This is a genomic window from Polaribacter sp. Hel_I_88 (assembly GCF_000687935.1).
GTDB lineage: Bacteria > Bacteroidota > Bacteroidia > Flavobacteriales > Flavobacteriaceae > Polaribacter.
The window spans coordinates 1,431,479-1,455,861 of record NZ_JHZZ01000001.1; the positions used below are offsets into that span (position 1 = coordinate 1,431,479).

24 protein-coding genes are annotated in these 24,383 nt (G+C 29.7%); 18 read left to right on the forward strand and 6 right to left on the reverse strand.

Annotation, left to right across the window (positions count from 1 at the left end; genetic code table 11):
- Window positions 1-40: 40 nt before the first annotated feature.
- Both P161_RS0106385 and P161_RS0106390 read right to left on the reverse strand, forming a co-directional pair.
- Complete coding sequence (locus P161_RS0106385; protein ID WP_026776198.1) at window positions 41-370, reverse strand: hypothetical protein; 330 nt, start codon at window positions 368-370, stop codon at window positions 41-43.
- Window positions 371-632: 262 nt separating this feature from the next.
- Window positions 633-2,279, reverse strand: a complete 1,647-nt coding sequence (locus P161_RS0106390) for a glycerol-3-phosphate dehydrogenase/oxidase (protein ID WP_026776199.1) — start codon at window positions 2,277-2,279, stop codon at window positions 633-635.
- A 150-nt stretch (window positions 2,280-2,429) separates the two neighbouring features.
- Between P161_RS0106390 and P161_RS0106395 the strand changes: the two genes are divergently transcribed.
- Window positions 2,430-2,864 carry a hypothetical protein gene (locus tag P161_RS0106395; RefSeq protein ID WP_026776200.1) on the forward strand — a complete coding sequence of 145 codons (435 nt, stop codon included), beginning with the start codon at window positions 2,430-2,432 and terminating at the stop codon, window positions 2,862-2,864.
- A gap of 52 nt (window positions 2,865-2,916) precedes the next feature.
- Window positions 2,917-3,546 (forward strand): 2OG-Fe(II) oxygenase, encoded by a 630-nt coding sequence (locus P161_RS0106400; RefSeq protein WP_026776201.1) that lies wholly within the window; start codon window positions 2,917-2,919, stop codon window positions 3,544-3,546.
- Window positions 3,547-3,558: 12 nt separating this feature from the next.
- Here P161_RS0106400 and P161_RS0106405 read toward each other — a convergent pair whose 3' ends face one another.
- Window positions 3,559-4,101: a pyridoxamine 5'-phosphate oxidase family protein gene (locus P161_RS0106405; RefSeq protein WP_026776202.1), complete on the reverse strand. Its 543-nt coding sequence runs from the start codon at window positions 4,099-4,101 to the stop codon at window positions 3,559-3,561.
- 113 nt (window positions 4,102-4,214) lie between these two features.
- On the opposite strand from P161_RS0106405, the gene P161_RS0106410 reads away from it, so the two are divergent.
- Genes P161_RS0106410 through P161_RS0106420 form a run of 3 tightly spaced genes read left to right on the forward strand, consistent with a single transcriptional unit; the run spans window position 4,215 to window position 6,367 of the window.
- A complete protein-coding gene (locus P161_RS0106410) occupies window positions 4,215-4,514 on the forward strand; it encodes a nucleotidyltransferase family protein (RefSeq protein WP_026776203.1) in 300 nt (99 codons plus the stop codon).
- A complete protein-coding gene (locus P161_RS0106415; protein WP_026776204.1) occupies window positions 4,507-4,863 on the forward strand; it encodes a DUF86 domain-containing protein in 357 nt (118 codons plus the stop codon). The genes P161_RS0106410 and P161_RS0106415 overlap by 8 nt, the downstream gene beginning before the upstream one ends.
- Window positions 4,864-4,891: 28 nt before the next feature.
- Window positions 4,892-6,367 (forward strand): Na+/H+ antiporter NhaC family protein, encoded by a 1,476-nt coding sequence (locus P161_RS0106420; protein ID WP_026776205.1) that lies wholly within the window; start codon window positions 4,892-4,894, stop codon window positions 6,365-6,367.
- Window positions 6,368-6,902: 535 nt separating this feature from the next.
- Here P161_RS0106420 and P161_RS0106425 read toward each other — a convergent pair.
- From P161_RS0106425 to pheS, 3 genes are read right to left on the reverse strand one after another with little or no spacing between them, the layout of a single operon-like run.
- Window positions 6,903-7,301, reverse strand: a complete 399-nt coding sequence (locus tag P161_RS0106425) for a hypothetical protein (protein ID WP_026776206.1) — start codon at window positions 7,299-7,301, stop codon at window positions 6,903-6,905.
- A 27-nt stretch (window positions 7,302-7,328) separates the two neighbouring features.
- Window positions 7,329-7,589 carry a hypothetical protein gene (locus P161_RS0106430; protein WP_026776207.1) on the reverse strand — a complete coding sequence of 87 codons (261 nt, stop codon included), beginning with the start codon at window positions 7,587-7,589 and terminating at the stop codon, window positions 7,329-7,331.
- Window positions 7,589-8,608 (reverse strand): phenylalanine--tRNA ligase subunit alpha, encoded by a 1,020-nt coding sequence (pheS, locus tag P161_RS0106435; RefSeq protein ID WP_026776208.1) that lies wholly within the window; start codon window positions 8,606-8,608, stop codon window positions 7,589-7,591. Before pheS ends, P161_RS0106430 begins: the two co-directional genes overlap by 1 nt.
- A gap of 134 nt (window positions 8,609-8,742) precedes the next feature.
- On the opposite strand from pheS, the gene P161_RS0106440 reads away from it, so the two are divergent.
- From P161_RS0106440 to P161_RS0106500, 13 genes are all read left to right on the forward strand, one after another.
- Complete coding sequence (locus P161_RS0106440; protein WP_026776209.1) at window positions 8,743-11,775, forward strand: PEP/pyruvate-binding domain-containing protein; 3,033 nt, start codon at window positions 8,743-8,745, stop codon at window positions 11,773-11,775.
- Between the two features lie 176 nt (window positions 11,776-11,951).
- Complete coding sequence (gdhA, locus tag P161_RS0106445; protein WP_026776210.1) at window positions 11,952-13,289, forward strand: NADP-specific glutamate dehydrogenase; 1,338 nt, start codon at window positions 11,952-11,954, stop codon at window positions 13,287-13,289.
- A 486-nt stretch (window positions 13,290-13,775) separates the two neighbouring features.
- On the forward strand, window positions 13,776-15,119 hold the full coding sequence (gdhA, locus tag P161_RS0106450; RefSeq protein WP_026776211.1) for an NADP-specific glutamate dehydrogenase: 1,344 nt from the start codon (window positions 13,776-13,778) through the stop codon (window positions 15,117-15,119).
- 82 nt (window positions 15,120-15,201) lie between these two features.
- On the forward strand, window positions 15,202-15,825 hold the full coding sequence (locus P161_RS0106455) for a LysE family transporter (protein ID WP_026776212.1): 624 nt from the start codon (window positions 15,202-15,204) through the stop codon (window positions 15,823-15,825).
- Window positions 15,826-15,875: 50 nt separating this feature from the next.
- Window positions 15,876-16,463, forward strand: coding sequence for a LysE family transporter (locus P161_RS0106460; protein ID WP_302846536.1), 588 nt, complete (start codon window positions 15,876-15,878; stop codon window positions 16,461-16,463).
- A gap of 225 nt (window positions 16,464-16,688) precedes the next feature.
- Window positions 16,689-18,344 carry a SulP family inorganic anion transporter gene (locus P161_RS0106465; protein ID WP_026776214.1) on the forward strand — a complete coding sequence of 552 codons (1,656 nt, stop codon included), beginning with the start codon at window positions 16,689-16,691 and terminating at the stop codon, window positions 18,342-18,344.
- Between the two features lie 21 nt (window positions 18,345-18,365).
- Window positions 18,366-19,208, forward strand: coding sequence for a S9 family peptidase (locus P161_RS0106470; RefSeq protein WP_026776215.1), 843 nt, complete (start codon window positions 18,366-18,368; stop codon window positions 19,206-19,208).
- A gap of 6 nt (window positions 19,209-19,214) precedes the next feature.
- Window positions 19,215-19,817 carry a hypothetical protein gene (locus tag P161_RS0106475; protein ID WP_026776216.1) on the forward strand — a complete coding sequence of 201 codons (603 nt, stop codon included), beginning with the start codon at window positions 19,215-19,217 and terminating at the stop codon, window positions 19,815-19,817.
- Window positions 19,817-20,899, forward strand: a complete 1,083-nt coding sequence (dinB, locus tag P161_RS0106480; RefSeq protein ID WP_026776217.1) for a DNA polymerase IV — start codon at window positions 19,817-19,819, stop codon at window positions 20,897-20,899. The genes P161_RS0106475 and dinB overlap by 1 nt, the downstream gene beginning before the upstream one ends.
- 48 nt (window positions 20,900-20,947) lie before the next feature.
- Window positions 20,948-21,418 carry a GNAT family N-acetyltransferase gene (locus P161_RS0106485; RefSeq protein WP_026776218.1) on the forward strand — a complete coding sequence of 157 codons (471 nt, stop codon included), beginning with the start codon at window positions 20,948-20,950 and terminating at the stop codon, window positions 21,416-21,418.
- Entirely contained in the window at window positions 21,419-22,528 is a 1,110-nt protein-coding gene (locus P161_RS0106490; protein WP_026776219.1) for an FAD-binding oxidoreductase, read from the forward strand.
- Complete coding sequence (locus tag P161_RS0106495; RefSeq protein ID WP_026776220.1) at window positions 22,528-23,664, forward strand: NAD(P)/FAD-dependent oxidoreductase; 1,137 nt, start codon at window positions 22,528-22,530, stop codon at window positions 23,662-23,664. Before P161_RS0106490 ends, P161_RS0106495 begins: the two co-directional genes overlap by 1 nt.
- On the forward strand, window positions 23,664-24,374 hold the full coding sequence (locus P161_RS0106500; protein ID WP_026776221.1) for a methyltransferase domain-containing protein: 711 nt from the start codon (window positions 23,664-23,666) through the stop codon (window positions 24,372-24,374). Before P161_RS0106495 ends, P161_RS0106500 begins: the two co-directional genes overlap by 1 nt.
- Window positions 24,375-24,383 lie beyond the last annotated feature (9 nt).

The following is a 24,383-nucleotide window of genomic DNA, read 5'->3' on the forward strand; positions in this document are numbered from 1 at the left end:
AAAACCCGTTTACTTTTTAAATAAACGGGTTTTTGGTTTGTTATGATTTTTTTAAAGAAGTAATTATTTTAACAGTAATATTTTTACCTGTTTCTTCTCCTTCTTCATCTAATTCCTCTATTTCTTCATTTTTCCAAGTAAGTGTAAATTTCTTACCGATAAAAGCATCATCATATAAATCTATTTCAATTTCGTCATCTGTATCGTAAAATAAATGTTCTTTATTTTTATCATCTACAAATTTATATAAATCGTCGTCTGTAATTCCTTTAAAAGTAGCGACTAATTTATTTTCTTGAAATGTTACTTTTTTAGCCGAAAAAGAAATGGCAATTAACAGCACTAAAGCTGCACTATATATTGTTTTCATAATTTATTATTTTTAGATTGTTATTATAATTCTATTGAAGTTTCTTTTTCCCAAAAAGAACCTTTTTTACTGAAGTTGAATTACAATTTGTGCATAAGCCAAAAATTAATAAATTAAGCAGTTCAAATGTACATTATTTTTTAATTGATATTACAAATCAATTTAAATTTTCGTTTTAAAAATTGTTAATTTTTATACTTTTTAATATTGATATTAATATACTGATATGCAGTAGTTAACTGTTTTTTGAGCCAAAGTAATCTTACTTAAAAGTGGTGGCTGTTTTTAGGTGTTCTTCTAATTCTTTCTGATGTTTCTTAGCAGTTTTGTCATCCCAAGAAAAATAGGTTTGGAATTCACGAAATACAAGTTCTTTATAAGTATTTATACTTTCTACATCAAAGAATAAACGACCTGTTCTTCGCATAAAAAAGTCTGTTGGAGTGCAAGCCATTTCATGATGAATTGTAAACCAAACTTCTGCAATCATCATTTTTTCTTGCATATTATCGTGCATCAAATCATCGAATTTTTGCAAAATAATGTCTGTTTGTTTTCCATAATTATGCACTAAATATTCAGCATCTTTTCTATCAAAATCAACTTCTGCAATTCTATTCTGAATAGCATCTGTATAACTTTTTACTTCAGAGGAGTTTTTAAATGTTCCACCAGAAAGTACAATATCTTTTGTTTTTATTTCATCAAATTCTTTGTCAAATCTGCGTTCATATTTTTTACCAACCAAATCTACGATTCGTTCTGCCATTTTTCTGTAGCCCGTTAATTTTCCACCAGCAATAGAAATCAGTTCTGTATCAGAAACAAAAATCTCATCTTTTCTAGATAATTCACTTGCCGATTTTCCTTCTTCATGAATTAAAGGACGCAAACCAGCCCAAGAACTTTGCACATCATCTAAAGAAATATTTATGTCTGTAAACATATTATTAACTGCTGATATTAAATAGGTTGCATCTACTAAATTGGTGTTTACATTATCTTTATCTTTTTGATAATTGGTATCTGTTGTTCCAAAATAAGTAACACGTCCACGAGGAATTGCAAACATCATTCGTCCATCTGGCACATCAAAATAAACAGATTGTTTTACAGGCAGTTTTTCGTGAGCAACTACTAAATGGACTCCTTTTGTTAAGTGTAAACGTTTCCCAATTTTGGAGTGGTTTATTTGGCGTAATTCGTCTACCCATGGGCCAGCAGCACTCACAACATACTTAGCTTTTATGGCAAACTTATCACTAGAAATAGTGTCTTTTACTTTGGCACCGACAACTCTATCATCTTTATATATAAATTCTGTAGCTTCAGTATAATTAAGAATTTTTGCATCATAGTTTAAAGCTGTTTTTAAAACTTCAATTGTTAAACGAGCATCATCTGTTCTATATTCAGCGTAATAACCAGCGCCATTTAAAATAGTTTCTGGCAACAAAGGTTCTTGTTCTAAGGCTTCCTTTTTATCCAACATTTTACGTTTGTCTTCACCTTCTACAGATGCTAAAATATCGTATACTTTTAAGCCAATTGAGGTTAACCAAGAACCATAAGTTCCTCCATCAATTAAAGGTAAAATCATTTTTTCTGGAATTACCAAATGAGGAGCTAATTTGTGTACAATGGCTCTTTCTGTACCTACTTCTTTTACCAGCCAAAAATCGAATTGTTTTAAATAGCGTAAACCTCCATGAATTAATTTTGTGGATTTGCTTGACGTGCCAGAGGCAAAATCATTCTTTTCAATTAAAGCAACTTTCATACCTCTAGAAGCAGCATCTAAAGCGATTCCTGCACCAGTAATTCCACCACCAATAATTAGTAAATCAAATTCGGTAGTTTGTAAATCTGTGGTTATTTTTTGTCTGTTGAAGTATGAAAATTTGTTCATGGTAAAATTCAATTTTGTGAATTATGCTACTAAAAGTAATATTTAGCAAATTACGAAAAAGCAAAAGATTCAATTTCGTTTTTTAAAATTTTTTGTATAAAAAAGAGGTTTTAATTTTATTTACACATATTTTTGCAAAAAAAATAAACAATGGCATTTTCAGACTTATATTCTAGTGGAAAACATAAACAAGAAATCGGACATTTTGCAAATGTTGTAAAAATTGCAAAGGCAGATGGTATTATTAGCGATGATGAAAGAGCTTTATTGGCTAAAGTAGGAAAGAAGTTAAATATTACAGTTGAGGAATTTAAGATTATTTTTGAACAACCAGAAAAATTTCCAACAAACTCACCTATTAGTTATGATGATAGAATAGAACGTTTATATCGTTTATCTAAAATGGTTTTGGCTAATGGTGAAGCAAAATTAGTAGAAGTTAAATTAATGCAAAAAATAGCTGTTCGTTTAAACTTTAAATCAGAAAGAACAGAGAAAATTTGCAAAGAAGCAATTAATTTAGTGCTAAATAATAGCGATTTAGATAGCTTTACTGCTGCAATTAAGAACGTTGATCAAGCGTAAATTTACTGTAACTTTTAAATTAGTTCATCTTTATTAATTTTTAAATATTTTATTGAAAACGATTCACAATATAGACAAATGGTTTTCTTGGATGGACGAACTGGCTGCTCAAGATTACGTAGTTATTGATGATTTTATAGACAATAATCTTTATAAAGAAATTAAAAACTTCCTTCTTAAAAAAATTGATGATTTTGATCAAGCAGGTATTGGTGCTCTTGATCAGAATATTATAAAAAAGTCCATTCGTGGAGACAAAACCTATTGGTTAAATAAAGATCGAGATACTGAATTAAATGATTTCTGGGATTTATTAGCCGAAACAAAAAGTACGTTAAATAGATACTGTTATTTAAGTTTATCTGGTGATGAATTCCATCTAGCACACTATCCATCAGGTGGTTTTTATGCAAGACATTTAGATCAATTTGATGGTAGAAATAACAGAATGATTTCCATGATTATTTATCTTAATGAAAATTGGCAGCCAGGAGATGGTGGTCAATTAGAAATTTTGGATAAAAATAGAGAACTACAATTAGTAGACCCAATTGCAAAACGTTGTGTGTTATTTAAGAGTGATAAAGTACCACATGCAGTTTTAAAATCTTTTAAAGACAGGTATAGTTTAACAGGCTGGTTACTGTATCAACCAACAAATTTAGCGCCAATTTTAGGTTAGATAATTTTTATATTATTCTAAAATATGTGTTGGTAAACCATCAATACTTTGTTGATTTTTATCAGTCCAATATTTTTTGATACCTTCTTTACCTTGTTCTGCAGCCCAATTATTTAAATCGTTTCTTTCGCCTTTAAATTCAAAATAGGGAATAGACATGCCACAAGAAGTTTGAGCAGAATCAATAGTAATATCAAAAATTTGACGCGTTCCTGGCGTTTCTGGAAATAGTTGAATTAGTTCGTTCCAAGAAGCATCACCTTCTTTTATTTCTTTCCCTTTTCCATACAAACGTAAAATGTTTGGCGCTTTTTCAAAAGAACAAAACATGATGGTTATGCGTTCATTTTCTAAGAGATGAGCAGCAGTTTCATTACCACTTCCTGTAACATTAAGCCATAAAACTCGGTTTTCAGAAAGAACCCTAAAAGAATCCATGCCTTTTGGCGATAAATTTATTCTACCCGAATTTGGTGCAGTTGCTACAAAAAATATTTTTTGAGCATCGATAAATTTATGCAATTTTGAGGTAATTTTTGTGTAGAATTTTGACATTGAAATATATGTTTTTAAGGATTACAATTTACAAAATATCATTTTATTTTGTTGATAAATGATTACTTTTAGACAATATTAGGAACTTTAATTAAAAACCTTAAATTTGATTTATGGTACTAACAAAAAAAAATAAAGCACTTATCAAATCGCTTTGTGAAAATCACAGTGTTGAAAAACTATATTTATTTGGTTCTGCTACCACAAAAGCTTTTTCAAAAAATAGTGATATTGATTTTTTAGTGAAATTCAGAAAAATAGATCTTGAAAAATATTTTGATAATTATATCACTTTAAAAGAAGCACTAAAAAACATTTTTAAAAGAGAAGTTGATTTGGTTGAAGAACAAACATTAAAAAACCCAATTCTCATTAATTCTATCAACAAAAATAAAGAGTTAATCTATGGATGAAAGAATTCTAAAGTGGCTGTATGATATAAAATTAGCTATGCAAGAAATTGAACTCTATTTTGAAAAAGTTGATAAAAATTTTCTTGAATATCAGAAAAATACGATGCTAAAAAGAGCTGTTGAACGAGATTTAGAAATCATTGGAGAAGCTGTAAATAGAATTTTAAAAAGAGACGAAACTTTTATTGATAAAATAACAAATGCAAAAGCAATTATCGGACTAAGAAATCAAGTTATCCATTCTTATGATAACATATCTGATGAAAATATTTGGTCTATTCTTATTAACCATTTACCAAAATTAATGAAAGATATAGATTTTTTAATCAATAAAAATCAAACTAACTAAACTTCTTTAGCAAAACAATTTTTTTCTTATGGAATACGGATTTCTATCAGTAATACCACCAATTATTGCCATCATTTTAGCACTAAGAACCAAACAAGTTTATATAGCTTTGTTATTTGGTATTTGGTTTTCTTGGTTAATTATAGAAGGCTGGAACCCATTAACAGGAACTTTGGCCATGATTGAAGGAATGGTAAATGTGTTTCAATCTGAAGGAAATACAAGAACCATTATGTTTAGTGCTTTGGTTGGTGCTTTGCTAATATTTATTCAATTTTCTAGAGGAGTTGAGGGTTTTATCAATATTATCAACAAAAAATTAACAACATTAGAAACCAAAAAATCAGGATATAGTAGAGTAATGGTTCAGATTTTGGCAACTGTAACAGGAATTTTATTATTTGTAGAAACCAGTATTTCTTCTTTAACTGTAGGTACTTTATACAGACCAATTTTCGATAAACTAAAAATACCAAGAGAAAAACTTGCTTACATTGCAGACTCAAGTTCTGCACCATCATCTATCTTAATACCTTTTAATGCTTGGGGCGCTTTTATTATGGGATTGTTGTTAACACAAGGAATTGACAAACCATTTTCTGTGATGATTGCCTCTATCAAATATAACTTTTATCCATTATTAGCCATCTTGATTTTGTTCATCATCATCTTATCAAAAAAAGATTTTGGTTTGATGAAAAAAGCTGAAAAAAGAACCTTAGAAACAGGCGAATTAATGAACGAAGGTTCAAAGCCCATGGTTTCTGATGAAATTACTTCTTTTCCGCCAAAAGAAGGCATTGAAGCCAAGGCTTATAATATGATTGTGCCATTATTAACGATGGTTTTTATGATGCCAATCAACTTAGTTTACACAGGTTGGAATGCTGTAAAAGAATCCACTTCGTTTTTAGATCACGTTTCGCAAGCAATTGGAGAAGGTTCAGGTTCATCATCGGTTTTATATGCAGTAATTACAGCAATTTTGGTAGCAATGATTATGTATTTTATTCAAGGAATTATGAAGCCAAAAGAAGCCATCGATTTAACGTTAAAAGGAATTAGTGAGTTAATGCCTTTGGCTTTATTGATGTTGTTAGCCTTTGCAATTGGTGATGCTTGTAAGGAATTAGAAACAGGAATTTACGTTGCAAACGCTACTAAAGATTGGCTTTCGCCAGAATTATTACCAGCAGTCGTTTTTATCATCAGTTCTTTTATTGCGTTTTCTACAGGAACTTCTTGGGGAACTTTTGCGATTATGTTGGCAATTGCAGTGCCAATGGCAAATATTCATGGAGCAGATATTACAATTGTGGTGGCTGCAACTTTAGGAGGAGGAATTTTCGGAGATCATTGTTCGCCAATTTCAGATACATCTATAATTTCTTCTATGGCTTCAGCCAGCGATCATATAGATCATGTTAAAACACAATTGCCTTATGCTTTATTTGGTGGTGTAATTACTGTTATTTTGTATTTGATTATTGGGTTTTTTGGGTGATGCTCTTACAGTTTCGTTGAGTTGCGTTACAATTGTGTAAAGTAAGGTTACATTTTGCTTGAGTTGCGTTACAATAGCGTAAAGTAAGGTTGCTGAATCGTTGAGCTGTATTACAATTGCATAAAGTAAGGTTACATTTTGCTTGAGTTGCGTTACAATAGCGTAAAGTAAGCTTACTGAATCGTTGAGCTGTAATCCCAAGCGTAAAGTAAGCTTACTGAATCGTTGAGCTGTAATCCCAAGCATAAAGTAAGGTTGCTGAATCGTTGAGCTTGTGTTCCCAGCCCTAAAGGAAGGCTCCTGAATCGTTGAGCTGCATTCCTAGTTGTAAAGTAAGCTTACTGAATCGTTGAGCTGCATTACATGAATGCAAAGCATGAGTGTTTTTTAGAAATTAGCTTCTTTAAGAGATTGAGAAATCACATAAAGTACTAAACATAAAACTAAGCAAGTTTATGAGATTTCTCCTATCGTCGAAATGACAAAACTGTTCTTAAAAAATAAAAACGAAACCTTTTCTTCGCGAACTTTGCGTTTAAGTTGATGCTAAAATCCCACGTTTTTTAATTGCATCAATCATTCGTAAAGAACCTTCTTTGATGGTGTTTTCTTTAAAGAGAAATGTTTTTTCAAATAGTGTATTTCCTTCAAAAAAAGTAACTTGAAAACGATTGTTTAATTTGAACAATTCAGGTTGAATTAATTCTATTTTCGCGAAAGAGTTTGCAGGTAAAACATCAATTTTTTTACGAAATAAAGAAGTTATTTTAGTATCAGAAAAACCTTGTGTAACAATTACAACCATTTCTAAATCCACCTTTTTATTGTTGATGATGTACACATTCCAATCATCTGTTTTATACAAATCGTTGTATTCGTAAACCACTGCCATTTCTACATTGGTAACTTCTGGAATTTGGATGTCTTTTTTCACTTAAACTAAATTTATTTTAGAATCGATTTAATTCCAAATTTTATAAAATTCCTCTTTAGAAATTGCATCTCCATCACAATCATCAATCGTTAAAGTGCCTTCACATAGGCCACCAAACTCATCTTCTTGATTGTTTTCATCGTATTTAGTGACTTTTCCGTTTTTATAAACTGTAATTTGTTTTAAAACTTCATCAGCATCATTCGTTTCAAAATACCAAGTAGAGAAACCCCAATCTGCATATTCATCATCTCTATTCTCATCCCAATATTGTGAAAAATAATTCATTATATAACTGATTTAAATTGTTCTAAAAAGCGTTTATCATTTTCGTAAAACATTCTTATATCAGGAATTTGATATAACAACATTGCAATACGTTCTATACCCATTCCAAAAGCGTAACCAGAGTATTTTGTAGGATCTATGTTTGCGTTTTTCAACACATTTGGATCTACCATTCCACAACCCATAATTTCTAACCAACCTGTACCTTTTGTAATTCTATAATCGGTTTCAGTTTCTAATCCCCAGTAAATATCTACTTCTGCACTTGGCTCTGTAAATGGGAAATAAGAAGGTCTTAAACGAATCTTGGATTTCCCAAACATCTCTTTCGTAAAGTATAAAAGTGTTTGTTTTAAATCGGCAAAAGAAACATCAGTATCTATATACAAACCTTCTACTTGATGAAAAATACAGTGTGCTCTTGCAGAAATATCTTCGTTTCTAAAAACACGACCAGGAGAAATTGTTCTTATAGGTGGTTTGTTGTTTTCCATATAACGTACTTGCACAGAAGAGGTGTGTGTACGCAACAAAATATCAGGATTTTGTTCGATAAAAAACGTGTCTTGCATGTCTCTTGCTGGGTGATATTCAGGCAAGTTTAGTGCAGTAAAATTGTGCCAATCATCTTCAATTTCTGGTCCTTCAGATACTGTAAAACCAATTCTATTAAAAACTTCAATAATTTGGTTTCTTACTAATGATATTGGATGTCTAGAACCTAATTCAATAGGTTCTTGAGGACGCGTTAAATCGCCATAAATACCTTTTTCTTCAACAGCATTTTCTAAAGATTCGTTTAAGGCTGCTACTTTTGTTTCAGCAGAAGTTTTTAACTTGTTTAAAGCTTGCCCAAAATCTTTACGCAATTCAGCATCTACATTTTTAAACTCAGCAAATAAATCTTTTAACAATCCTTTGCTTCCTAAATATTTAATTCTAAAAGTTTCAACTTCTTCTTTCGTGGTTGCTTTAAAAGCATTCACGTCTCCAATAAGTTCTTTTACTTTATCTAACATCTCCTTATAAATTAGTTGGCAAATTTACAATTTTTTATTTTTGTGAAATCTATATTTATCAATTGAATACGTAATTTTATGAAAAATATACACAAGAAAATTAATACCTTGTGAGTTATAAAAGAGGAATAAAAATGAAGAAAACTATCTTACCTAATTTAAAAACCTACGCATTTAAAGAGGTAACTTTCGATAAATTAATGCAAAACAGAATTAATAAGGTATTAATTGTTTGCTCTAATTACGATTACTACATGCTTGAGGAAGATGGTAGAATTGAAGAACGAATTTTTAATGAATATACTTCTTTAAATCTAAGACATCCACCGAATTTTATCCATGCAAATTCTGCTAAAAGAGCCATAAAAATGATGGAAAACCATCAAATTGACATTGTAATTACATGGTTAGATATTGGTAATTATAAAGCTTTTGAAGCATCAAAAAACATTAAAGAAGCCTTTCCTAATGTGCCAATAGCTGCTTTAAGTCACCATTCTTCTCAATTAAGAAGTAAACTCCAGAAAGAAAACACAGATAGTATTGATTTTGTTTTTCATTGGAATGGAAATGCAGATATATTTTTGGCGATTATTAAATTAACGGAAGACAGAATGAATGCCGAAGTTGATATTAATACCATTGGTGTAAAAGCTATTTTGTTAGTAGAAGATTCGCTAAAATTTTATTCCAGATATATTCCACTAATTTATAAAGTGCTTTTGAAACAAACGCAGGAGTTTATGTCTGAAGGATTAAATGAGCATCGAAAAATGCTTTTAATGCGAGGAAGACCAAAAATTTTATTGGCCACAACTTTTGAAGAAGGAATTAGTTTATTCGATACCTATAAAGATAATTTATTGGGTGTAATTTCTGATGTTAACTATTATAAAGATGGAGTTAGAAACAAAGATGCTGGTTTTTTATTGTTAAATTATGTAAGAAACTACAAACGATATTTCCCTTTTTTAATACAATCTTCTAATGCTGATAATGAAAAACGAGCTTTAGAATTAAAAGGGAAGTTTTTATACAAACATTCAGAAACCTTAGGGGTTGATATAAAAAATTATATTATAAAATATTTTGCTTTTGGCGATTTTGAATTTTGGGATCCTACACAAATGAAGGTTTTGGCAACAGCTAAAGATTTAAGCGAATTTCAAAATGCCATAAAACACGTTACAGAAGATTGCTTAATGTATCATGCCACAAGAAGCGAATTTTCTAAATGGTTAAAATCTAGAGCGCTTTTTCCGCTTGCAAACTTATTAAGCGTCATAGAATATGACGAATTTGAAAATAATGATCAAATAAGAGAGTTTTTAAATAATTCTATTAAAGCTTACAGAGTTTACAGATCTAGAGGTGTTATTGTAAAATTTAACAAAGATAGATACGATGGTTTTGTTGGTTATGCAAGAATTGGCGAAGGTGCTTTAGGAGGTAAAGCAAGAGGTTTGGCCTTTATAGATTCTTTTTTAAAACGAAATAATTTATATAATAAATATGAAAACGTAAGCATAACCATACCAAGAACAGTGGTAATAAGTACCGATGTTTTTGATCAATTTATAGAAACCCATAAACTAATTAAATTTGCTGCAGAAAGCACAGATGATGATGAAATTTTACATGAATTTATTTCGAAAGATTTACCTGAATGGGCTTTAGAAGATGTCAGAGCATTTTTAAAAACAACCCAATGTCCTATTGCTGTTCGCTCCTCTAGTTTGTTAGAAGATTCTAATTACCAACCCTTTGCAGGAGTTTTTGCAACCTATATGGTTCCAGATTCTCATATTGATAAAAAAGTTGAAATGGTTTCTAATGCCATAAAATCGGTTATTGCATCTGCTTTTTTTCAAAATAGTAAATTATATTTAAAAGCGATAGCACACACTATAGAAGAAGATAAAATGGCTGTAATTTTACAAGAAGTTACTGGAAAACAATACAAAGATGTGTATTATCCAAATGTTTCTGGAGTTGCACGATCTATTAATTTTTATCCTATTGGCGATGAAAAAGCAAATGAAGGAATTGCCAACATTGCTTTAGGTTTGGGAGAAATTATTGTTGGTGGAGGCCAAACCTTGCGTTTCTCACCTTATTATCCAAAGAAAATATTACAACTATCATCTCCAGGCTCTACTCAAAGAGATACACAACAACACTTTTATGGTTTAGATTTAAATCCTGAAAGTTATAAAATTTCTACAAGTGAAGCTATCAATAAAAAGAAAGTATCTGTAAGGCAAGCAGAAGACCATGGTTCTTTAAAATTTGTTGCATCTACTTACGATTTACAAAACAATACAATTAGGCCAGGAGTAATGCATGATGGAGTTCGTGTAATTACTTTTGATAATATTTTGAAGTATAACACATTTCCTTTACCAGAAATTTTGCAAGAATTGTTACGAATTGGGCAAAGAGAAATGAGAAACCCAATAGAAATAGAATTTGCTGTAAAATTAGATGTACCACCAGGAAAACCAAAAGAATTTAGCTTTTTGCAAATAAGGCCTATTATAGAAAGTATGGAAACAGTAAGCAAACTACCAAAAGATTTGGATGTTTCTGAAACCATAATTTACTCGGAATCTGCTTTAGGAAATGGAAAATATGAAAACATTTATGATGTAGTGTATGTAAAACCAGAAACCTTTAAAGCTGCCAATACAAGAGATATTGCCAATGCTGTGGAAGCCATTAACAAAAAATTTGTTGCAAAAGATAAACCTTATATTTTAGTGGGGCCAGGAAGATGGGGATCTAGCGATTCTTGGTTAGGGATTCCTGTACTTTGGTCGCAAATTTCTGCTGCAAAAATTATTGTAGAATCGGGTTTAAATAATTTTAGAATAGATCCTAGTCAAGGAACTCATTTTTTTCAAAATTTAACGTCTTTTAAAGTGGGTTATTTAACCATTAATCCATTTATAGAAGATGGTTTTTTTGATGTTGATTATTTAAACAAACAAGAAGCTGTTTTTGAAGATAAATATCTAAGACACATTTCTTTTAAAAAGGAACTTACTGTAGTTATTGATGGTGAAAATAATAAAGCTGCAATTTTTAAAGAAGGTGTATTATTAGAAAACACGATTTCTACTATAGAAGAATCTATAGAAGAATTACCACCAGAAGGATTTATGTAGAGATAGATATTGTAAAAAATCAACTTAAATAGGTAGTAAAATTTGCACATCCTTAAAAAACGGATAAATAATTGTTAAATGTTAAAAAACTCAAAATATATAGTGAAATATTATCAATATTAAAATGTATTTTTGATGTCAAATTTATTCAATAAATAGTTATTAAAAATAGTAGTATGAATGTAAAAGAAATTTTAACAAATCTAGAAACTAAACATCCTGGAGAAATAGAATATTTACAAGCTGTAAAAGAAGTTTTAGAGTCTATTGAGACAATATATAATGAAAATCCACAATACGAAGCTGCTAAAATTATAGAGCGTTTAGTAGAACCAGATCGAATTTTAACCTTTAGAATTTCTTGGATTGATGATGCAGGTCAGGTACAAGTAAATTTAGGACATAGAATTCAATTTAATAATGCAATTGGCCCTTATAAAGGAGGAATTCGCTTACACCCAAGTGTAAATTTAAGTATTTTAAAGTTTTTAGGATTTGAGCAAATCTTTAAAAATGCATTAACAACATTACCAATGGGTGGTGGAAAAGGAGGTTCTGATTTTAATCCTAAAGGAAAATCCGACACTGAAATTATGCGTTTTTGCCAAGCATTTATGTTAGAGTTGTGGAGAATGATTGGTCCAAGTACAGATGTACCTGCTGGAGATATTGGAACTGGTGGAAGAGAAATTGGTTTTATGTATGGAATGTACAAAAAGTTACAACAACAACATACAGGTGTTTTTACTGGAAAAGGTTTAAACTGGGGAGGAAGTTTAATAAGACCAGAAGCAACAGGTTTTGGTGGCGTTTACTTTACCAAAGAAATGCTTGAAACTAAGAATGATACGTTTGTAGGAAAAACAATTGCACTTTCTGGTTTTGGAAATGTAACCTGGGGTGTGGCTTTAAAAATTACAGAATTAGGTGGAAAAGTAGTTACTATTTCTGGACCTGATGGTTATATTCATGACGAAAAAGGGTTGGATGCTGATAAAATAAATTACTTATTATATTTAAGAGCTTCTAATAACGATATCGTTTCTCCTTATGCAGACGAATTTCCTGAAGCTACATTTTACCCAAATGAAAAACCTTGGAGCGTAAAATGTGATATTGCAATGCCTTGTGCTACTCAAAATGAATTAAATGGAGATGATGCAGCTAAATTAGTTGCAAATGGTGTACAATATATAGCTGAAGTTTCTAATATGGGTTGTACTGCAGAGGCAGTTCATATTTTTCATAAAGCTAAAATTTTATATGGACCAGGTAAAGCTGTAAATGCTGGTGGTGTTGCAACTTCTGGGTTAGAAATGACTCAAAATGCAATGAAAATGAATTGGACTAAAGAAGAAGTAGATGATAAATTAGTTCAAATTATGCACTCTATTCATACAGCGTGTTTAAAATACGGAACTGAAGAAGATGGTTATATAAATTATGCTAAAGGAGCAAATATTGCAGGTTTTATTAAAGTAGCAGATTCTATGTTAGACTTAGGTGTTATTTAAACTAAGCAACATATTTAAAGAAGAAAAAGCATCATTTAGTTGATGCTTTTTTTTTGCATCAAACTAAAATATCAAACTTCATATTTATATTAATAATTTTTTGGAAACATCGATATTATTCTATTTGTACAATTTTTCATCAATTATTTCGCAATAAATTATGATGAAAAACTAAGTCATCAATTCACGAACTTTAATTATTGTAAAATATTTTTGTTTACCAACATAAAAATCCAAAGGATTTTTAAAATTAGTGAATTCGTGGCAAAAATTTGATACAATCGAAAATTTGAAATTAAATGTTAGAAAGTTTTAATTTAGTCTTGGTTCTTAAAACGAAGCAATCTTATCATTTTTTATCAAACAAAATAAATTTTATTTTAAATTGATGTAATAATAATAAGATACTTAATTTTATAGCATTGAAAATTATTATATTTACAGCATTATCTTTTATATAATTCGTAAAAAAACATACTTTAAATTATGGAATCAAAAATTAAAGAGTTCATGAAAATGGTTAAAACTAGAAATAACCATGAACCAGAATTTTTACAAGCTGTTCAAGAAGTTGCAGAAACTGTAATTCCTTACATCGCAAAAAATGATATTTATAATGGTAAAAACATTCTTCTAAGAATGGTAGAACCAGAAAGATTAATTTCTTTTAGAGTTAGTTGGGTAGATGATGATGGAGAAATACAAGTAAATAGAGGGTATAGAATACAAATGAACTCTGCAATTGGTCCATATAAAGGTGGTTTGCGTTTTCACCCAACAGTAAATGCAAGTATTTTAAAGTTTTTGGCTTTTGAACAAGTATTCAAAAACTCTTTAACAACTTTGCCAATGGGTGGTGGAAAAGGAGGTTCTGATTTTGATCCAAAAGGAAAATCAGATAATGAAATTATGCGTTTTTGTCATGCTTTTATGAGCGAATTGTTTAGACATATTGGTTCAAATACTGATGTGCCAGCTGGAGATATTGGTGTAGGAGCTAGAGAAATTGGTTTTATGTTTGGTAAATATAAGCAGCTTTGTAACGAATTTACTGGGGTTTTAACTGGTAAAGGGCAATCTTGGGGTGGTTCTTTAATTAGGCCAGAAGCAACAGGTTATGGAAATGTTTATTTTGCAGACAATATGCTAAAGCGAAAAAATGATTCCTTTAAAGGAAAAAAAGTTGTTATTTCTGGTGCAGGAAATGTAGCCCAATATGCAGCTGAAAAAGCGATTGAATTAGGCGCAACTATTTTAACATTATCAGATTCTGGAGGTTATATTTTTGATGAAGATGGAATTGATACAGAAAAGTTAAAACACGTAATGTATATCAAAAATGAAAAAAGAGGACGAATTAGCGAATATGTAGATAAATATCCGAATGCAAAATATGTTGAGGGAGAAAGACCTTGGTCTGTAAAATGCGACATTGCTTTGCCTTGTGCAACTCAAAATGAGTTAAATGGCAAGGAAGCTAAAATGTTAATCGATAATGGTTGTATGTGTGTTTCTGAGGGTGCAAATATGCCTTCAACTCCAGATGCAGTGCATGCTTTTACAAAGGCAAAAATACTATTTGCTCCAGGAAAAGCAAGTAACGCTGGTGGAGTTGCAACTTCTGGTTTAGAAATGTCTCAAAACTCATTAAGAATTTCTTGGTCTAGAGAAGAAGTAGATTCTAGATTAAAAGATATTATGGAAGATATTCATGATTCTTGCGTACAATATGGAGAACAAGAAGATGGTTCTATAGATTATATAACTGGCGCAAATATTGCAGGTTTTGTAAAAGTTGCAGATGCTATGTTGGCTCAAGGTGTTATTTAAAAAAAGCAATTACGTTAGTATAAATAGGAAACGCATCAATGTATTGATGCGTTTTTTTGTTTTTTTGTGCTGATATAAAAATATGGACATTTTTCTCTTTATAGTTTTGGGTTTTTTTATAGCTGCTGGAGGCAGTATAACCCCTAGTTTTTTAAATTTAACGGTAGTAAAATTTAGTTTAAGAAATGGTGTAAAACCAGCACTTTATTTAATTGGTGGTTATGCAACTGTTTTATTTTTTCAGGCAAATATTGGTGCGTATTTATCGAATATTTTAATGGAAAATTCAGAATATATTACCTTAATTCAAAAAATAGGAACTGGTATTTTACTATTGTTATCAATCAATTTTTTTAGATTGTATTTTACATCAAAAGAGAAAAAAGAAAAAGTAGATATTCCTAAATCTAAGGCCTATTTTCATGGAGTTTTAATGTCTTCTTTAAACACAATTGCTATTCCTTTTTATTTTACATCAATTTCCTTTTTAATAGGATTAGAGTATTTTGAATATTCCTATTTAAATGGATTTTTCTTCTCTATTGGTTCAACTTTGGGTTCTTTTACATTGTATTCTTTGTATGCAATTGTTGCCAATAAAATTGAAGATAAGTTAACATATATTGCCACAAAAATGGATTTTATTTTAGGCTGTTTAACTGGTTTTGTTGCAATTGCAAATGCTGTATATTTGTATATCCAATAATATGTCTTGAATTTATTTTTACTTTTTTCTTCGGATTTTTCTTTTCGTTTGTGGGCTCAATTACTCCAAGTATGTTAAATATGACTGCTTTAAAAGTTAGTTTAGAAATTGATGAAAAAGCCTCAAATAGTTATGCCTTAGGGGTTTGTTTAGTAGTAATTCCACAAGTTTATATTGCTATAATTCTAACAAAATACATTACTGAAAACCCAACAATTTTAGAATCTTTAGAGAAAGCAGGAATTGTAATTTTCTTTCTATTATCATTCTATTTTTATAGAGAATCTAAAAAAAGTAAAATTCAAGTGGAAGGTATCACATCAAAAAAACAAAATACTTTTTTAACAGGAATTACCTTATCACTTTTAAACATGTTTGCCATTCCTTTTTTCTGTGGAATAGCAGTGTTATTAGAATCTTTTAAATTTTTTGGTTTTGATATTTTCTCGGTAATTTCTTTTATTTTAGGTTCTGTAATTGGAACCTATTATATCCTCTTTTTATATGGAAAATTTGCAAAAACGATTCAAAAAAGAACTGGAAAAATCACAAAAGATATCAACCTTATATTAAGTATTTTAACAGCATTTGTTGCTCTTTTTTCTTTGATTAAGTTGATTTATGGTTCTATGACTTAAATTTTTTTTTAAGACTTTCTACCTCTTTTAAATTTTTGAAAGTAAATCTTTATATCCTATTTTTAGATTTTAAATATTTTAAGATAGAACAAAATTAACAGCAACTCACCAAAAGTAATGTTACATTATGATAGAAAACAAATAAATAGTTTTTGTTTATTAAAATTTATAGAATTAGTATCTTGTTTTTAAACCATTTATATTTACAAACTAAATTTCTTAAATATGATTTCAAAATATTACGATATTAAAAACTTAAAAGGTGATTTAACTGGAGGTTTGGTTGCAGGTGTTGTTGCACTTCCTTTGGCATTAGCTTTTGGTGTACAATCTGGTTTGGGTGCAATTGCAGGCTTATATGGTGCAATTGCAGTTGGTATTTTTGCAGCTATTTTTGGAGGAACAGCTACACAAGCAAGTGGTCCAACTGGCCCAATGACAGTAGTTTCTGCAGCATTAGTTGCAAGTGCAATAGAGCTTACAGGAAGCCTAGAAAATGCCATGGGTATTATTGTACTCACATTTCTTTTAGGCGGAATTTTTCAAATTATTTTTGGGTTTATCAACATTGCTAGTTATGTAAAATATTTTCCTTATCCTGTAGTTTCTGGTTTTATGAGTGGAGTTGGGTTAATAATTATTATTCTACAATTATTTCCTTTTGCAGGTTTATCATCAGCAAAATCAACTTGGTTGGTAATGCAAGATCTACCAAGAATGTTTACAGATTTTAATTGGCAAGCATTGGTATTAGGAGGTTTAACAGTTTTTGTATACTACGTTTTTCCATATATTACAAAAATAATTCCAAGTGCTTTGGTTGCTTTAATCGTGGCTTCAATTGCTGCTTATTTTTTGCAATGGGATGTTCCAATAATTGGCGAAATTCCTTCTGGTTTGCCTTCTTTACAAATTGATGGACTTTTATCAATCGATTCAAATGCTTATATGTTAATTATAGAATATGCTTTAGTGCTTTCTGTTTTAGGTTCTATAGATTCCTTATTAACTTCTGTTATTGCAGATAATATGACCAAAACAAAACACAATAGTAATAGAGAATTAATTGGGCAAGGAATTGGAAACGCAATCGCTGCAATATTTGGCGGAATTCCTGGAGCTGGCGCAACAAAAGGAACTGTGGTAAATATTAATTCTGGAGGAACAACTAGAGTTTCAGGAACTATTCATGGTTTGGTTATGCTAACAGTTTTATTAGGTTTAGGAACATTAGCTGGGTATATTCCTTTAGCAGTTTTAGCAGGTTTATTAATACCAATTGGTTTTAAAATTATTGATACAAAAGGTTTAAAACACCTTTTAAGAGTGCCAAAGGCAGATGCTTTTGTGTTGATATTAGTATTGCTAATTACAACTTTTGGAAGTTTAATTCAAGCTGTAGGAATTGGGTTATTATTAGCATCATTACTATTTATGAAACGTGCAAGTGATATTGGAGAACAAGGATTAAGAGTTGGAACGTTAGCTGGTTTTGATGGCGAAAAACCCTGGCAAGATGAATTAGAATTTTATGAAAATTACAAAGACAAAGTATTTATAAAACATTTATATGGACCTTTATTTTTCGGGTTTACGTCTCATTTTCAAGATGAAATGAAAAACATTCCAGACGATGTTAAAGCATTGATTATAAGAATGGATAGAGTTCCTTATATAGATCAATCTGGTTTGTATGCTTTAGAAAACTCGGTTTTAGAATTGCATACTAAAGGGGTAAAAGTAATTTTGACAGCTGTGCAAGAACAACCAAAAGATAAATTAGCATCTATCGATATTGTACCAGATTTAATTTCTGAAGAGCACATATTTGATAACATAAATGATGCTTTCGATTATTTAAAGACAAATTTTAAATTATAAATAGTTACTATTTTGAATGATATTAAGATTGTAAAACAGATACTTTTAGAAGGAAAACACCAAAAACCAATTGTAACTGATGTTTTTTACAAAGAAACTCATCAACCAAAAAAAATAGTAATTTTTTGCCATGGTTATAAAGGTTTTAAAGATTGGGGAGCTTGGAATTTAATGGCAGAACAGTTTGCAGAAGCAGGTTTTTTCTTTATAAAATTCAACTTTGCATATAATGGAGGAACTCCAGAAAACCCAATTGATTTTCCAGATTTAGAAGCTTTTGGAAACAACAATTACACCAAAGAATTAGATGATCTAAAAAGTGTTTTAGATTGGATTTCATCCGAAGAAAAGTTTAAAACCGAAGTTAATATTGATGATATTGCTGTAATTGGTCATAGTAGAGGTGGAGGAATTGTGTTGATAAAAGCCAGTGAAGACGCAAGAATAAAAAAGGTGATTTCTTTGGCTTCAATTTCAGATATTGGCTCAAGAAGTTCTGTTACTGGCGATTTAGAAAATTGGAAAAAAGATGGCGTAAAATATGTTGTAAATGGAAGAACGAAACAGCAAATGCCACATTTTTATCAATTTTATGAGGATTTTAAAGCCAATGAACAACGTTTAAATATTCAAAAAGCTGTAGAACAAATTCAAATTCCACAATTGGTAATTCATGGTGATAAAGATACTTCTGTTGCTATTGTTGAAGGTCATAAAATACATTCTTGGAATGCAGAAAGCGCTTTAAAAATCATCGAAAACGCAGATCACGTTTTTAATGTTTCTCATCCTTGGGAAAAAGAAAATGTTTCAAAAGAATTAAAAGAAGTTATAGAAATTTGTATTGATTTTTTAAAGGATTAAAATCATATGAAAAGAAAATCTAATTTTTTTTTACTATTGATTATTGGATTCGTTATTTTTTCTTCATGCTTTTCAAATATAAACGATAAGAAGTTAAATATAGAAATATATGACTGTGTAGAGAAAAAATCAAAAAAACTTTTACAAGGACAATATAATATTTACGAAGAGTTTATAAAAACCGAAAAATTATTAATAGAGGAAGGCATCTTATTAGACAACAGTAAGATTAGCTACAAGAAAGCTTTGACAGAGCTTTTTGACTCAAAAAAAACAAAAGCCAAATACTTAAAAAGTTACAATAAAATTTTAGATAATATAGATTATTCAGGGATGTTATTTTTTTCAGAAACACTTACAACTCCATTCTCTTGTATTGGATTTTATTTAGAAAAGAATAACTTACATAAAACAGATAATTATTCTAAATATTATAAGGTTTTAAAAAAGGCATATCAAGATATGACACCTGAAAACCCTCAAATTTATTATGATTTAATTGATTTTACTCCAAACTATAAAATGGATGAAATTATTTTCAGAGCTCCAATTATTTCAGTTTTTATTGGTGTTTTATATCATAATGTAAGTATAGATTTGTTTAAATAATGGAATTACAACCTCCTTTTCGCAAGATAATTCATGTAGATATGGATGCATATTATGCATCTGTAGCAGAATTAGACAACCCAGAATTGCGAGGAAAAGCAATTGCTGTTGGTGGAGGTGGAGATAGAGGAGTCGTTTCTGCTGCAAGTTACGAAGCCAGAAAATTCGGTGTAAAATCTGCCATGAGTAATGTTTTAGCGAAACAAAAATGCCCACATATTATTTTTGTAAAATCGGATTTTGCACGGTATAAAGAGTTATCAGCACAAATAAGAGAAATTTTTTACGAATACACAGATTTGGTAGAACCTTTGTCTTTAGATGAAGCTTATTTGGATGTAACAGTTAATAAAAAAAACAATCCTTCTGCAAATGATATTGCAAGAGAAATCCGCCAGAAAATATTTGAAAAGACAGGTTTACGAGCCTCAGCAGGAATTTCTATCAATAAGTTTATTGCAAAAGTAGCATCCGATATTAACAAACCTAATGGTCAAAAAACTATTCATCCTGAAGAAGTTATCAAATTTTTAGAAGAATTACCTGTCAATAAATTTTACGGAGTTGGTAAAGTAACCGCTGCAAAAATGTACAATTTAGGCATTTTTGTTGGGAACGATTTAAAGAAAAAATCCTTGGAAGAACTATCACTTTTATTTGGGAAATCTGGTAATCACTATTATAATATTGTAAGAGGAATTCATAATAGCGAAGTAAAACCTAATAGAATTCGAAAATCGGTTGGCGCAGAAAGAACGTTTAGAGAAAATATTTCTTCGGAAATTTTTATGTTAGAAAAATTGCATGATATTGCTGATGAAATTGAAAAACGAATGCAAAAAAGCAATTCTAAAGGAAAAACAATTACCTTAAAAATTAAATATTCGGATTTTACAAGACAGACAAGAAGCAAAACAATGGAGCAATATATGAGTAAAAAAGAAGAGTTTTTCCCTATTGTAAAAGAATTGTTATATCAAGAAGTATTGGCAAATTCGGTACGTCTTTTAGGACTTTCTTTTAGCAATTTGAACATCAATAAGAAAGAACCAATTTGGGTGCAATTAAAGTTTGATTTCTAATTTTTCCTGCAAAATTTCAAAAAACATTTAGGTATTTTCTAATAAATAATGACTTTAAAAAGAACAAATTCAAAGAACACAGATTTTATTAAATTAGTAAAACAATTAGATGCCTATCTTAAAATTACTGATGAAGATGAACACGATTTTTACAATCAATTTAATAATATTGATGTTTTAAAAGAAGTTGTTGTAATTTATGCTGAAACTGAAATAAATTCAGCACAAGTAAATATTCCAGTTGGTTGTGGAGCTTTTAAAAAGTTTAATGATATTGCTGTTGAAATAAAAAGAATGTATGTTGTACCCGAAAAAAGAGAGCAAGGTTTTGCTCAAAAAATAGTATCTGAATTAGAAACTTGGGCAAAAGAATTGGGCTACAAAAAATGTGTTTTAGAAACAGGTAAAAGACAGGTTGAAGCTGTAAAATTTTATAAAAAATGTGGATATTCAATTATTTCAAATTATGGACAATACATAGGAATAGAGAACAGTATATGTTTTGAAAAAGAAATTTAAATGAACTACAGTTATTGGGAATTAAAAGAATGGTTTACCAACGTCGATTTTACGATTGTTGGTAGTGGAATTGTGGGACTAAATTGCGCTTTAGAATTAAAGAAAAAGCATCCAAAAGCAAAAATTTTAATTCTTGAAAAAGGAATGTTACCTCAAGGAGCAAGCACAAAAAATGCAGGTTTTGCTTGTTTTGGAAGTCTCTCTGAAATTATTGATGATTTAAACTCTCATACAGAACAAGAAGTTTTTAATTTGATTGCTAAACGTTGGAAAGGGTTACAATTATTACGCAAAAATTTAGGTGATGCAACTATCGATTTTCAACAAAATAAAGGTTTTGAATTGTGTGAATCTGGAGATTTTTTTCAGGAATGTATTGCTGAGAAAGAGAACATAAATCAACTGTTAAAACCTATTTTTAAAAGTGATGTTTTTTCAACTTGCGATAATACTTTTGGTTTTCAAAAAGTGCATCAACAATATATTGTTAATAATTTTGAAGGGCAGATTGATACAGGTAAAATGGCATCAGAATTATTAAAAAAAGTGCAGAGTTTAGGAGTTAAAATGCTGAATAATATTACAGTTGAAAGTTATATTGAAAACAATTCAAATATCAACATAAAAACCAACAAATTAGATTTTTATACAACTAAATTGCTAATTGCAACCAATGGTTTTGCGAGTCAATTATTACAAGAAAATGTGAAACCTGCAAGAGCGCAAGTTCTCATTACAAAACCCATAAAAAACTTACTTATTAAAGGCACCTTTCATTTAGATAAAGGCTACTATTATTTTAGAAATATTGATGATAGAATCTTATTTGGTGGAGGAAGAAATCTCGATTTTAAAACAGAAGAAACTACCGAATTTGGTGAAACAGAAATCATTCAAAATCAACTTGAAAAAATATTAAAAGAAACCATTTTGCCAAATACCAATTTTGAAATTGAACACAGGTGGAGTGGAATTATGGGCGTTGGCAATCAGAAAAAAGCCATCGTAAAACAAGTGTCTAACAATATTTTTTGTGGAGTTCGATTAGGAGGAATGGGCGTTGCTATTGGTAGTTTGGTAGGCAAAGAATTGGCAGAATTAATAAAATAATGAGCACAGAAAATTCAAATTACGATGTAGTTATAATTGGTGGAGGTTTGGCAGGTTTGTGCAACGCAATTCACTTGTCAAAATTTGGCAAAAGTGTTTTGCTGATTGAAAAAAACAGCTATCCAAAACACAAAGTTTGTGGCGAATATATTTCGAATGAGGTATTACCTTATTTAGATTTTTTAGAGATAAATCCTTTTGATTTTGGTGCCGTAAAAATTGATAATTTTCAATTATCAACCACAAATAACAAACTAATTAGTGCAAAATTACCTTTGGGAGGTTTTGGGATTTCTCGTTATCAATTAGATTTTATTCTATCAGAAAAAGCCAAAGAAAATGGCGTTAAAATTTTACAAGACACTGTTTTAAATATAAATTTTAAAGATGATATTTTCAATATTGAAACTAAAGAAAATAGCATTTTCAAATCAAAAATAGCCATTGGTGCTTTTGGCAAACGTTCGTTATTAGATGTAAAAATGGAGCGTAGTTTCATCAAAAAGAAATCACCTTATTTGGGTGTTAAAATTCATGTAAAAGGAAATTTTCAAGAAGATTTAGTGGCGCTTCATAATTTTAAAGGCGGTTATTGTGGCGTTTCTAAAGTAGAAAATGATGCCATTAATTTGTGTTACATTACTAGTTTTTCATCATTTAAAAAATATAAAAATATTGATGATTTTCAGGAAAATGTGGTTTTTAAAAACATATTTTTAAAAGAGATGTTTCAAAACTCAAAACCAATTTTTGAGCAACCTTTATCTATCAGTCAAATTTCTTTTGAAACCAAAAAACCTGTTGAAAAGAATATGATTATGTGTGGCGATTCTGCAGGAATGATTCATCCATTGTGTGGAAATGGGATGAGTATGGCAATTCAATCTGCACAAATTGCATCTAAACTCATTCTAAATTATTTAAATAATGAAAACTCATCAAGAAAAGAACTTGAAAACACTTATATTTCAACATGGAATAAACAATTTAGTTGGCGTTTAAAATCGGGTCATTTTATCGCAAAATTGTTTAGAAATGATAAAATTGCAAACATTTTACTCCAAATTTTAAGTAAAATGCCATTTTTATTGGCAATTATAATCAAACAAACGCATGGTAAATCAATAAAGCTATAATGGACTTTTTTATCAGTACAAAACAAAGAACAGACAAGGAAGAATTGATGGACGATTTTTCTATTGGTGGCGATTTATTACGAGACACTTTAGATAAATTAGAGAACATAAACAGATGGTTAGGAGGAAATAAAGCAACTGTAAATGGTTTGCAATCAATCTTAAAAAATCACCCAAAAGACCAAGAATTTACGATTGTAGATGTTGGCTGTGGACATGGAGATATTTTAAGAGATGTTGCTAAATTCGGACGAAAAAACAACTATAAATTCAAATTAATTGGAATTGATGCAAATCCAACAGCTATAAAATACGCAAATGAATTATCTTTAGAGTATGAAGAGCTATCTTTTGAAACCCAAGATATTTTTTCTGATGATTTTATTAAACGCGAGTTTGATGTTGTTTTAGCGACTTTATTTTTACATCATTTTAAACAACAGGAATTAGTGTCATTTTTAAAAAACACTTTAAAACAAACTAAAATAGGTATAGTTGTAAATGATTTACACAGACATAAAGTAGCTTATTATTTGTTTATGTTGTTATCTATTTTTATCAGTAATAAAATGATTATTGAAGATGGATTAACATCAGTTTTAAGAGGTTTTAAAAGAAAAGATTTAAAAGAAATGTCAAATAAATTAAACGTGAAACCAAATATTTCTTGGAAATGGGCATTTCGATTTTTATGGATTCTGAAGAGTTAAAATTAAACG